General features: G+C 46.5%; 8 protein-coding genes. 3 read left to right on the top strand and 5 right to left on the bottom strand.

Features of this window, described 5'->3' with window-relative positions; genetic code table 11:
• Positions 1–117 precede the first annotated feature (117 nt).
• A complete protein-coding gene (locus L5M71_RS10750; protein WP_263206717.1) occupies positions 118–2136 on the top strand; it encodes an NADPH-dependent 2,4-dienoyl-CoA reductase in 2019 nt (672 codons plus the stop codon).
• Between the two features lie 307 nt (positions 2137–2443).
• On the opposite strand, the gene yfaE is transcribed toward L5M71_RS10750, so the two are convergent.
• The 5 genes from yfaE to ubiG all read right to left on the bottom strand — a co-directional run bounded on the left by yfaE (position 2444) and on the right by ubiG (position 8287).
• Positions 2444–2869: a class I ribonucleotide reductase maintenance protein YfaE gene (gene yfaE / locus L5M71_RS10745; protein ID WP_173497904.1), complete on the bottom strand. Its 426-nt coding sequence runs from the start codon at positions 2867–2869 to the stop codon at positions 2444–2446.
• Positions 2870–2907: 38 nt separating this feature from the next.
• Complete coding sequence (gene nrdB / locus L5M71_RS10740) at positions 2908–4038, bottom strand: class Ia ribonucleoside-diphosphate reductase subunit beta (protein WP_028759863.1); 1131 nt, start codon at positions 4036–4038, stop codon at positions 2908–2910.
• A 74-nt stretch (positions 4039–4112) separates the two neighbouring features.
• Positions 4113–6401 carry a class 1a ribonucleoside-diphosphate reductase subunit alpha gene (nrdA, locus tag L5M71_RS10735; protein ID WP_113940388.1) on the bottom strand — a complete coding sequence of 763 codons (2289 nt, stop codon included), beginning with the start codon at positions 6399–6401 and terminating at the stop codon, positions 4113–4115.
• 502 nt (positions 6402–6903) lie between these two features.
• A complete protein-coding gene (locus L5M71_RS10730; protein WP_263206713.1) occupies positions 6904–7575 on the bottom strand; it encodes an HAD family hydrolase in 672 nt (223 codons plus the stop codon).
• Between the two features lies 1 nt (position 7576).
• On the bottom strand, positions 7577–8287 hold the full coding sequence (gene ubiG / locus L5M71_RS10725) for a bifunctional 2-polyprenyl-6-hydroxyphenol methylase/3-demethylubiquinol 3-O-methyltransferase UbiG (RefSeq protein WP_028759866.1): 711 nt from the start codon (positions 8285–8287) through the stop codon (positions 7577–7579).
• 385 nt (positions 8288–8672) lie between these two features.
• On the opposite strand from ubiG, the gene gyrA reads away from it, so the two are divergent.
• Both gyrA and serC read left to right on the top strand, forming a co-directional pair.
• On the top strand, positions 8673–11423 hold the full coding sequence (gene gyrA / locus L5M71_RS10720) for a DNA gyrase subunit A (protein WP_263206710.1): 2751 nt from the start codon (positions 8673–8675) through the stop codon (positions 11421–11423).
• Between the two features lie 134 nt (positions 11424–11557).
• A complete protein-coding gene (gene serC / locus L5M71_RS10715) occupies positions 11558–12649 on the top strand; it encodes a 3-phosphoserine/phosphohydroxythreonine transaminase (RefSeq protein ID WP_263206708.1) in 1092 nt (363 codons plus the stop codon).
• Positions 12650–12703 lie beyond the last annotated feature (54 nt).

The following is a 12703-nucleotide window of genomic DNA, read 5'->3' as shown; positions in this document are numbered from 1 at the left end:
GCTACAGGCTAAACACAATTGTAAAGGATTTTGACTGATGGCCTCGATCCAACGGTTGAGCTTAGATTTGACACAAGGTATGCTGATTTAAATCACTTGTTTTAAAAGGATGTTTGAATGTCGTTTCCCCATTTATTAGAACCCTTAGATCTGGGATTCACCCAGCTCAAAAACCGTGTGCTTATGGGCTCAATGCATACAGGTTTGGAAGAAGAAAAGGGCGGATTTGAGAAACTGGCAGCGTTTTATAAAGAACGCGCTCTGGGCGGTGTAGGTTTGATTGTGACGGGTGGTATTTCCCCCAATCTTCGTGGTCGCCTTACGCCCCATGCCTGTCAGCTGAGTTTTCCTTGGCAAGTGGGTAAGCATCGCGTAGTAACGCAGGCGGTGCATGAGGCTGGCGGTAAGATCTGTATGCAAATTTTGCATGCGGGACGTTATGGCTATCATCCTTTTTCCCAAGCACCGAGCAAGATTAAATCACCCATTACACCTTTTACGCCGTCTGCTATGTCTAGTCGCCAAGTGCGCTCGACCATTAAGGATTACGCCAGTTCAGCCGCCCTTGCCAAGAAAGCGGGTTACGATGGTGTTGAGGTGATGGGCTCTGAAGGATATTTGATCAATCAGTTTGTCAGTGCGCGCACCAACACTCGCACCGATGAATGGGGTGGTGCGTTTGAAAAACGGGCGCAATTCCCGATTGAGATTGTTAACGCGATACGGGCAAAAGTTGGTAAAGATTTCATCATTATCTTCCGTTTATCCATGCTCGATCTGGTGGATAACGGTTCGACTTGGGATGAAGTAGTGCAACTGGCCCAGTGGTTAGAGCAAGCTGGTGTGTCCATTCTAAATACGGGCATTGGCTGGCATGAAGCGCGAGTACCGACCATTGCGACAAGCGTGCCCCGTGGCGCCTTTGCGTGGGTGACAGAAAAGCTCAAACAATCTGTTTCCGTTCCCTTAATTGCGACTAACCGCATTAATACCCCTGAGATTGGTGAGCAGATTATCGCCTCAGGTCAAGCTGACATGGTGTCGATGGCGCGGCCATTCCTCGCTGATCCTGAGTTTGTGAATAAGGCTGCGGCGAACACGCCGGAGCTTATCAACACCTGCATTGGCTGTAACCAAGCTTGTCTTGATCATACTTTTTCCCTCAAGCGCGCAACTTGCTTAGTGAATCCTCGCGCCTGTTATGAGACTGAAATCAACTTCTTACCCACAGCCAATAAAAAGCGTATTGCGGTGATGGGTGCAGGTCCTGCGGGCATGGCGTTTTCTGTCTATGCAGCTATGCGAGGCCATCACGTTGTCTTGTTTGAAGCGAAATCAGAGGTGGGTGGTCAGTTTAATCTCGCCCGTAAAATCCCTGGGAAAGAAGAGTTTAACGAGACTATTCGTTATTTCATTAACCAAATTAAGCTGCATAAGGTGGAGCTGAGATTAAATACTCGCCTCGATGCCAGTGTGCTGGCGACCGAAAAGTTTGATGAAGTGGTAATCGCCTCAGGCGTTGTGCCGCGTGATTTAGTCTTACCCGGCTTTGATGACCCACGGGTGGTCGATTATCAAAAAGTGCTCTCGGGTGAAGTGACTGTCGGTAATACGGTGGCCTTGATTGGCGCCGGTGGTATAGGGTTCGATATGGCGCACTTTTTGTGTGAGCGCCAGTCGAGCACCTTGAACCCCGATAAATGGCTACAACAGTGGGGCATAGATAAAACTTACCAGCATGCGGGCGGCCTAACTGAACCCCATTCCGACAATACTGATCATCGTAAGGTGTTTTTACTGCAACGTAAAACGTCGAAGATGGGCAAAGGCTTAGGCAAAACAACAGGCTGGATCCACCGTCTTGTGCTTAAGCAACATGATGTGAAGATGAAAACGGGCGTGAGTTACGACAAGTTTGATGATGCAGGACTGCATATTCGCATGGGTGAAACCGCTGAAGTACTGGCCGTTGATAATGTCGTTTTGTGTGCTGGGCAAGAATCGAATCGCACGTTAGTAGATGAGATGAAAGCAACGGGCCTGCCTGTGCATCTGATTGGTGGCGTAGATGTCGCGGCAGAGCTTGATGCTAAGCGTGCAATCCGCCAAGGCGCTGAACTGGCAATGCGTTTATAGAAAGTCGATAAGCCTTACGTTTTAAGCGTTAAGTATTCAATTTTAGATCCTGAAAGCCTGAACCTGTGTTCAGGCTTTTTTGTTTTAGGTTTTTTAGTGTGAATGCATTGAAAATAGAGGGAAGGGAAAATAGTGGGTTTTAAAACGTTTGGTATCTAATGGCGCGGATTGAATAAGGCTGTATTGAAAGGGGCTGTTTGTCTTAAAGCTACTCTTTGTTTAAAAGCTCATTTTTGTTTTAAAGCGATTTTGGGTTTTAACGCCACATCTTGTTTAAAGCAGCTTATTGAACAATCGAGTCTTGCCGTTATGAGTCTTCAAACACTGCCTGTTTCTGCGTGCGTGTGTCACTTGCTACATTTTGTGTTTGCTTTGACTTTGCCAAACTGGCTTTATTCTGATTCGATTGACACGAATAGGTGACCACAGCTGCACCTTCAGGTGATAGATCCAGCTCTAAATCTTCGGTTGGTACACAGCAGCAGGGCAAACATTCATCATGTTTGAGTTCGGCTAAGGGTTCGTTTAAGTAGCTGACTTTTCCGCTGATGACGCGTGTTTTGCAGGCACCGCAGAAACCGTTGCGACATTCTGAGAAGATTTTGACTTTTTTGGCTTCGAGCGCTTGCAGCAAAGTGCCTTGTTGCTCGGTAAAGAGCAACACAGGTTGACCTTGAAGGCGCACGATTGGCGCCTTCGCAAACAGATTTTGTGGCCGTTTTTTTGATGTCACTGTTTTAATGCCATTTTGTAACGTCACTTTTAAGTGTTTTATAGATCGAAGTCGAGGAACTCATCACCATCAACCGCGGAGTCGATTTGGCCGACAAGGTATGAAGAGACTTCAACTTCCTGTGGTGCAACTTGCACTGCATCGCTTTCTAACCAGTTTTTCATCCAAGGTAATGGATTGGTTATTTCTGGGTATGGTTGCGGTAGATTCACCGACTTCATGCGTTGATTAGTAATAAACTCAACGTATTGGCAAAGGATCTGTTCATTCAAACCTATCATAGAGCCGTCTTTGAACAGGTATTTTGCCCATTCTTTTTCTTGCTCTGCGGCTTTGAAGAATAAATCGAAAGCTTCCTGTTGGCATTCTGCAGCAATCTCACCCATTTCTGGATCGTCTTTACCGCCTTGCATGATGCTTAAAATATGCTGAGTGCTGTTTAAGTGTAAGGCTTCATCACGGGCGATTAAGCGAATGATTTTCGCGTTACCTTCCATGAGCTTACGTTCAGCAAAGGCAAATGAGCAGGCAAAGCTAACATAGAAACGAATAGCTTCTAGGGCGTTGACTGACATCATGCACAGGTACAAGGCTTTTTTCAGGGTGCGGGTGTTGACTATGACTTCTTTGCCATCGATAACATGGGTTCCTGCACCGAGTAAATGGAATATCTGAGTCAGTTGGATCAAGTGATCGTAATAAGCGGCGATATCGGTCGCACGGCTTAAGATTTCTTTGTTCACAACGATATCGTCGAAGATCACTGAAGGATCGTTAACGATATTACGAATGATGTGGGTGTATGAGCGCGAGTGAATCGTCTCAGAGAAAGACCAAGTCTCAATCCAGGTTTCTAATTCAGGCAGTGACACCAGCGGCAAAAAGGCCACATTGGGCGAGCGGCCTTGAATCGAGTCGAGTAGGGTTTGGTATTTCAGATTCGAAATAAAGATGTGTTTTTCATGATCAGGCAATGCACCGTAGTCAATCTTATCGCGACTGACGTCTACTTCTTCCGGGCGCCAAAAGAAAGATAACTGCTTTTCTATCAGTTTTTCGAACACTTCATATTTTTGTTGATCGTAACGAGCCACGTTGACCGATTGACCTAAAAACATAGGTTCACGGGTGGCATCGTTGGGTGTTTGACAGAAGGTAGAGTAGGCCATGGTGCTATTTTTCCAATGGATAGGGATCCACTAAATAGGGATCCCTATAAAACCGTTAACGTTAAAGTTAAAGACTAGATTTTACATGCGCCGCCGGCGCAACCGTCATCTTCTTTCTCTAAATTGGTGATGTCATCGTGTGAATCCGACGCACCATCGCGAGTGTTATGGTAGTAAAGCGTTTTAACACCTAACTTGTAAGCATTGAGCAAATCTTTCAGTAGGGTTTGCATTGGCACTTTACGGCCTTCAAAACGTGAAGGATCGTAGTTAGTGTTAGCCGAAATCGCTTGGTCAACGAATTTCTGCATAATACCCACTAGCTGTAAGTAACCGTCGTTGCTTGGCATTTTCCACAGCAATTCATAGCTATCTTTCAGTGTATCGAAATCGGGTACCACTTGTTTTAGCTGACCGTCTTTGCTCGATTTCACGCTGATAAGACCACGTGGTGGCTCAATACCATTGGTCGCATTGGAGATTTGCGACGAGGTTTCTGATGGCATTAATGCCGACAGCGTCGAGTTACGCAGGCCATATTGCTTGATATCGCTACGCAGTGATTCCCAGTCTAAGTGCAATGGTTCAGCACAAATTTTATCTAGGTCACGTTTGTAGGTATCGATTGGCAAAATACCTTGAGAGTAAGTGGTCTCGTGGAATAACGGACATGCCCCTTGCTCTTTGGCTAAGTTCATTGAGGCTTTCAGTAAATAGTACTGAATCGCTTCGAAGGTTCTGTGGGTTAAAGCGTTCGCGCTACCATCAGAATACTTCATGCCATTTTTCGCTAAATAGTTAGCGAAGTTGATCACACCTATGCCTAAAGTACGGCGATTCATCGAGGCGATTTGCGCGGCCTTGATAGGATAATCTTGATAATCCAATAAATTATCCAGTGCGCGTACGGCGAGGTCGGCTAATGGCTCAATATCAGATAACTCTTTGATAGAACCTAAGTTAAGTGCTGACAGCGTACAAAGCGCGATTTCACCTTCTGGATCATCGATGTTGTTTAATGGTTTAGTCGGCAGGGCGATTTCAAGACACAGGTTAGACTGTCTGATCGGCGCGACTTTTGAATCAAACGGGCTGTGAGTGTTGCAGTGATCCACGTTCTGAATGTAGATACGGCCCGTTGAGGCACGCTCTTGCATCATCAGTGAAAACAGTTCAACGGCTTTTATCGTTTTCTTACGAATGTTGCTGTCTTGCTCATATTGCACATATAAACGTTCGAATTCGTTTTGATCTTCAAAGAAAGCATCGTACAAGCCAGGTACGTCAGATGGGCTAAATAAACTGATGTTCTCGCCTTTGATCAGACGTTGATACATGACTTTGTTCAACTGCACACCGTAGTCTAAATGACGGATACGGTTGTCTTCGACGCCGCGGTTATTTTTCAATACCAGCAGAGATTCGACTTCTAAGTGCCAAATAGGGTAGAACAGGGTCGCAGCACCGCCACGCACGCCGCCTTGAGAGCACGACTTCACTGCGGTTTGGAAATACTTATAGAAAGGTAAACAACCTGTGTGGAAGGCTTCACCACCACGGATTGGGCTACCTAAGGCACGAATACGACCGGCGTTAATACCGATACCCGCACGTTGGCTGACATATTTCACGATAGACGAAGCGGTCGCGTTGATGGAATCTAAGCTGTCACCACATTCGATCAGTACGCAAGAGCTGAACTGACGCGTTGGGGTGCGCACACCGGCCATAATTGGCGTTGGCAGCGACAGTTTAAAAGTTGATACCGCGTCATAGAAATCTTTAACGTATTTCAGGCGCGTCTCTTTTGGATAACGGGCAAACAAGCAAGCCGCAACCAAAATGTAAAGGAACTGCGCACTCTCATAGATTTCGTGGGTCACACGGTTTTGAACTAAATATTTGCCTTCAAGCTGTTTTACCGCAGCGTAGGAAAAATCCATATCGCGCCAATGGTCGATATAGGTATCCATCACATCCAGCTCTTCGCGGGTGTAATCTCTTAAAATGTGTTGATCGTATTTACCCAGCTCAACCAATTTAGTCACGTGAGCATACAATGCGGGCGGCTCGAACTGACCGAAGGCCTTCTTACGCAAATGAAACACCGCTAAACGGGCAGCAAGAAACTGATAGTCCGGTGATTCTGGAGAAATTAAATCCGCCGCAGCCTTGATAATGGTTTCATGGATAGCTTCGGTTGGGATGCCATCGAAAAACTGTAGGTGTGAGCGAAGTTCAACTTCCGAAACAGAAACGTTTTTTAATCCCTTGGCTGCCCAAGTAATTACGCGGTGTATTTTTTCGAGATCGATATTCTCACGATCGCCACAGCGTTTTGTGACTGTCATAGTGCTATTCATTTGGAGATAGGCCTTGGTTCTTATATGTATTTAGGTGAGCAAAATCACCGTACGTATCCTTGTAAAACAATCAACAATCGTCCCTTAAATACAGCTGACTGGTTACAAACGAGTCAATTAAGCGGCGAGCTTCTAGTGTGTCTGATTGTTACCTATACACAAGATATGGTGTTTTAAATTATATGGGATACAAGATAGTGAGGTTTGCCCCTATTTGCAAGTCTGAATTCAGGGGACATCTTGTGGATAACGTGAGGATAAACTTTTCCGTTAGTAACGACTAACCTTGAAGCTCAATTTCAGGTTAGCGTGTCACACTCATGGGGGATTTTTAGGCGATCTTTTCTTTAGATCGCGATCGCTCACGAGTGCCGATCTTTTATCCGCCTGACTTTTTCCGTGGGTCATAAATAGTATGCTGACACACTGATGTTCGTCAGTGAAGTTACGTATTGGATGCCTTATTCGTGAGCATTGTAGGCGCTGTTTTTGGTTGATGTTGTTAAGCCAATGCTTCGATTAGTGCTTGATGTAGCTCAGTTGGGCTCGCAAAATGCGCGTGCGCAGGCCATTGCAACGGCTTGTCGTTCACGCCCAGATAACCCCATAGGGCCACGCCGCCTAACATGCCAGCAGCCTTGGCCGCGAGCAAATCTCGCTCGGCATCCCCAAGATACAAAATGTGCTCTGGAGCACAGTTCAGCTGTTGTGCGCCTAACAGCATAGGTGCTGTGTGGGGTTTAGCGTGTTTGGTCGAATCGCCACTGATGATAACGGGCATACGCAAGTGTAAATTCAGTTTTCGCAATAAGGGACGGGTAAAGCGCGCAGGCTTGTTGGTGATCACCCCAAACGGCAGCTGAGTTAACTCGAGCCAGTCGAGTAATGCTGTTATGCCTGTAAATAGCGCACAGTGATCGCCATTAATGCGCTGATAGTGGGCGAGTAGCCCTTGCTGAACTTGAGATCGAAGATCTTCTGCCGCATCAGGGATCGCGGCATCGACTAAGGCAAAACTGCCGTGGGATGCGGCGTAGCGCATGGTCGCTAACGGCTGCGCGGCGATGCCGACGTCTTGAAGACTTAAATTGAGGGCTTGCACCAGATCCGGCGCGGTATCGGCTAAGGTGCCGTCGAGATCGAACAGTACGCCTTTGATCTGTGCCAGACTCATATTAATCAACCTTACGCGTCGCTATCATGTAATTCACATCAACCTTAGGCGTGTACTTAAAAATGCCCGTCAATGGGTTGTAGCTTACCCCTAATGCATCGGTACAGATAAGATCGGTATTATCTACTAGTTCAATCAGCTCCGAAGGCTTAATGAATTTTTTATGCTCGTGGGTGCCAACCGGCAGCATTTTTAGCAAATATTCCGCGCCTAAAATGGTGTGCACGTAGGATTTAATGTTGCGGTTGATGGTGGAGAAAAACACATGACCACCGGGTTTGACCATGTCACAGCAAGCCTTGATCACAGATTGTGGATCGGGTACATGTTCGAGCATTTCCATGCAGGTCACCACATCGTAATAGGCTTGATGATCTTGGCTGTGGGCCTCGGCGGTATTTTTTACATAATTAATGCTCACGCCCGTTTCGAGAGCATGTAGGCGGGCGACTTCTAAGGGCTCATCACCCATATCTAAGCCATCAACCTCGGCGCCGATGCGGGCCATGCTTTCAGACAAAATGCCGCCACCACAGCCGACATCGAGCACTTTCTTCCCGAAAATACCGCCTGCGGTTTGATCGATATAGTTTAAGCGCAGCGGGTTTAATAGATGCAGCGGCTTAAATTCGCCGTTGAGATCCCACCAAGTTTCGGCCATACGTTCAAACTTTGCGATTTCCTGTGGGTCTACATTGGTATTCTGATGCATGCTATTACCTGAAGAAGCTGTATTGTGCGGCTATTATAACGACTATGTTTGATAAACAAAGTGCTCGACTGAGCTAAGCCCTTGTGGTTGAGTGAATTTTCAGCAGTTATCTGCTTTTATGTTAATTGTTGTGCTCCGTATCGACCTTTTACTTTATCCCTTTGACGATTTTTCCTCATCGTAAGCCGTGAATTTCAACGCTTGTTTATCGCATAAATGACCAAATTGACAGTGTTTTCATCTATTAAGCCACCAGACTCTCAATTCGAGAATGATAGGTCTGGCGACATTAAATAACTGTGTTAGAATGCCAAATCACGTTTTTGGGCTAGGCAATGATACGGATTATACGTTGTCGGCTATTTTTCAGGGGAACGAGCAGTTTATGACTGATCTGGCATCATCTATTTCGCCAATTAATATCGAAGACGAACTAAAGAATTCGTACCTTGATTACGCCATGAGCGTTATCGTGGGACGTGCATTACCAGACGTGCGCGACGGCTTAAAGCCGGTTCATCGCCGCGTTCTGTTTGCCATGAGTGAATTGAAGAACGATTGGAACAAGCCTTACAAAAAATCTGCCCGTGTGGTTGGTGACGTCATCGGTAAATATCACCCCCATGGTGACTCTGCTGTTTATGACACTATCGTCCGTATGGCCCAGCCATTCTCACTGCGTTACACCTTAGTAGACGGCCAAGGTAACTTCGGTTCGGTCGACGGTGACTCAGCGGCGGCAATGCGTTATACCGAAATCCGTATGGATAAGTTAGCGCACCAATTACTGGCTGATCTTGAAAAAGAGACAGTGGATTTCGTCCCTAACTACGACGGCACAGAACAGATCCCAGCTGTATTACCTACACGCGTACCTAACCTGTTAATTAACGGTTCATCGGGTATTGCGGTAGGTATGGCAACCAACATTCCACCACACAACCTAACGGAAGTCGTGAAAGGCTGTTTGGCATTGATTGAAGAACCTTCACTGTCGATTGAACAGTTGATGGAATACATTCCAGGTCCGGATTTCCCCACTGCAGCGATTATCAACGGCCGTAAAGGCATTATTGATGCCTATAAAACTGGCCGTGGCCGCGCGATCATGCGTGCTCTGGCAGATGTGGAAACCGAAGATAATGGCCGTGAGCGTATAATCGTCACTGAAATCCCATATCAAGTGAACAAAGCCCGTTTAATCGAGAAGATTGCCGAGCTGGTTAAAGATAAAAAGCTTGAAGGGATCAGCGGTCTACGCGACGAGTCTGATAAAGACGGTATGCGTATCGTTATCGAAATTAAGCGCGGTGAAGTGGGCGAGGTTGTACTCAATAACCTTTATGCTCAAACGCAAATGCAGTGTTCTTTCGGGATTAACATGGTGGCCCTGACCAATGGTCAGCCTAAACTGTTTAACCTTAAAGAAATGCTCGAATGTTTTATTCTGCATCGCCGTGAAGTGGTGACGCGTCGTACCGTATTCGAACTGCGTAAAGCCCGTGAGCGTGCCCATATTTTGGAAGCGCTGGCGGTTGCACTGGCTAACATTGACCCGATTATTGCACTGATCAAAGCCTCACCAACGCCTGCGGATGCCAAAGTGAAATTGGTTGAGCAAGGTTGGGAGTTAGGTCACGTTCAAGGTATGTTGGAAAAAGCGGGCGATGACGCCGCGCGTCCTGAGTGGTTAGAGCCACAATACGGTATTCGTGACGGTCAATACTTCCTGACTGAGCAACAAGCTCAGGCCATTCTGGAACTGCGTTTACACCGTTTAACCGGTCTTGAGCACGATAAGATCATCGCCGAATACGAAGAATTACTCGAATTTATCGCGGGTCTGCTGTTTATTCTGCGCAGTCCTGAGCGTTTGATGGAAGTGATCAAGGAAGAATTAGTTCAAATCCTTGAAGAATACGGCGATGCTCGCCGTACAGTGATCAATGCTAACGAAGTCGATATGAGTCTTGAAGACTTGATCAACGAAGAAGACGTTGTGGTAACACTGTCGCACTTAGGTTATGCCAAGTATCAACCGTTGACCGATTACCAAGCCCAGCGCCGTGGTGGTAAAGGTAAAGCCGCGACGAAAGTGAAAGACGAAGATTTCGTTGAGAAGCTGTTAGTTGCCAATACCCATGACACCATTTTGTGCTTCTCTGATTTTGGTAAGATGTACTGGCTCAAAGTGTATCAACTGCCATTAGCGAGCCGTACGGCCCGTGGTCGTCCAATTGTTAACTTGCTGCCGTTATCCGATGGCGAGCGCATTACTGCGATTCTGCCAGTACGTGAATACGCGGCGGACAAGTACATCATCATGGCGACCTCACATGGTACTGTGAAGAAAACCGCACTAACTGCTTATAGCAACCCACGTGCAAACGGCATTATCGCCGTTAACCTCAAAGACGGTGACCAACTGATCGGTGTCGATATCACTAACGGTGATGACGAAATCATGTTGTTCTCGAATGAAGGGAAAGTGGTTCGCTTTGGTGAGAAAGTTCGTGATTCTGAAACAGGCGAAGTGAAAACCGATCCTGAAACCGGTGAAGAAGTCTTGTCCTTACGTCCTATGGGCCGTACTGCAACAGGCGTTCGTGGTATTCGTTTAGAAGAAGGTCAAAAAGTCGTGTCGCTTATCGTACCCAAAGGCGATGGCGCGATTCTGACGGTGACTGAAAACGGTTACGGTAAACGGACGCAACTGTCTGAATATCCTGCGAAGAGCCGTGCGACTAAAGGTGTGGTTTCAATCAAGGTGAGCGAACGTAACGGCGCTGTTGTTGGGGCTGTTCAAGTCGGTCTTAACGACGAACTGATGCTCATCAGTGATAAAGGTACCTTAGTGCGTACACCTGCGAGCGGCGTGTCTATCATTGGCCGTAACACTCAAGGTGTAACGATTATCCGTACTGCGGGCGACGAGAAAGTGGTCGGCCTACAACGTATCGACGAAATCCAAACTGAAGAAGATGAAGTCGAGCTGGATGAAAACGGTTTACCGATTGTTCCTGTCATTGTCGAAGGCGAATTAGCCGATGAGGCGCTTGAAGAAGCGCTGGATGACGAAGAAGAGTTGGACGAAGATGAAGACGAGCTTACTGATGATGAGCAAGACGAAGAGTAATTAAGTGTCATATTAACGAGCGTCCAATAGGACGCTCGTTTTTTTAATGGCATTGATGTTGATAGCATTGTTCGTTTTAGAATGGTTTCGTTTTATCAATACCTACATCATGGTTGGGATTAAGGAGAGTGTCAGTGAGCGCGATTTATAATTTCTGTGCTGGACCTGCAATGTTACCCGCAGCGGTAATGAAAAAAGCACAACAGGAATTACTTGATTGGAATGGCCAAGGCGTTTCCGTGATGGAAATCAGCCACCGAAGTAAAGAGTTCATCGCGCTTACACAACAAGCCGAGTCCGATTTACGTGAACTGATGCAGATCCCCACAAATTACCATGTGCTATTTATGCACGGCGGTGGTCGTGGACAGTTCTCCGCTGTTGTGAATAATTTTTTAGGTAATCATGGCCGATCCCTGTATTTAGTCAGTGGCCAATGGTCATCTGCCGCGTTAGCCGAAGCACAAAAGCTCGTAGGTGAAGCGCAGATTGATAGCTTGAATATTGTTGAAAAACACAATGGACTCAATGCGGTTGTCTTACCTGATTTACATAAAATCGATGCCGATTATCGCTATGTTCACTATTGCCCTAATGAGACAGTAGATGGTATCGAAATTTTTGATGAATTAGACTCACCTTGGCCAATTGTTGCCGATTTATCGTCAACCATTATGTCACGTGAAATCGACGTCAGCCGCTACGGTTTGATTTACGCTGGCGCACAAAAGAACATAGGTCCATCGGGTCTGTCGATAGTGATAGTGCGCGATGACATGTTAAAACTGCCGAGTTTACCGCAGTCGTCCATCATGGACTATCGTTTAGCCGTTGAGCATGACTCTATGTTCAACACACCGCCAACCTTTGCTTGGTATCTCGCCGCTGAAGTCTTTGCTTGGCTTAAGTCCATTGGCGGCATTGCGAGTATTGCAAAAATTAATCAACAAAAAGCGCAGATGTTATATCAATGCATTGATGGTAATGCTTTCTACCGTAATGGGGTTGTTGCAGCGAACCGCTCACAAATGAACGTGACTTTTCAATTAGTCAACGAAGCGCTCGATAGTGAGTTCTTAAAGCAAGCGCAAATTGCTGGACTCGTTGCCTTAAAGGGCCATCGTATCGTAGGTGGTATGCGTGCTAGCCTCTATAATGCAATGCCACTCGATGGCGTAGTTGCCTTGGTCAAGTTTATGAATGAGTTTGCAAACAAACATAGCTAGGCTTAGCTGTATTGAGTCACTCATTAGCTTGCGACGCTTAGCGTCTAGGCTTTG

It is taken from the genome of Shewanella sp. SW1, from assembly GCF_025653545.1.
In the GTDB taxonomy this organism is placed as follows: Bacteria; Pseudomonadota; Gammaproteobacteria; order Enterobacterales; family Shewanellaceae; genus Shewanella; species Shewanella oncorhynchi.
This window is presented reverse-complemented; position numbering and strand designations above follow the sequence as displayed.

Excerpts from the sequence above, each read along its gene's own strand:
- L5M71_RS10730 (WP_263206713.1), bottom strand. The coding sequence starts at position 7,575 with ATGAGTCTGGCACAGATCAAAGGCGTACTGTTCGATCTCGACGGCACC.
- gyrA (WP_263206710.1), top strand. The coding sequence starts at position 8,673 with ATGACTGATCTGGCATCATCTATTTCGCCAATTAATATCGAAGACGAA.
- ubiG (WP_028759866.1), bottom strand. The coding sequence starts at position 8,287 with ATGCATCAGAATACCAATGTAGACCCACAGGAAATCGCAAAGTTTGAA.
- L5M71_RS10750 (WP_263206717.1), top strand. The coding sequence starts at position 118 with ATGTCGTTTCCCCATTTATTAGAACCCTTAGATCTGGGATTCACCCAG.
- nrdB (WP_028759863.1), bottom strand. The coding sequence starts at position 4,038 with ATGGCCTACTCTACCTTCTGTCAAACACCCAACGATGCCACCCGTGAA.
- nrdA (WP_113940388.1), bottom strand. The coding sequence starts at position 6,401 with ATGAATAGCACTATGACAGTCACAAAACGCTGTGGCGATCGTGAGAAT.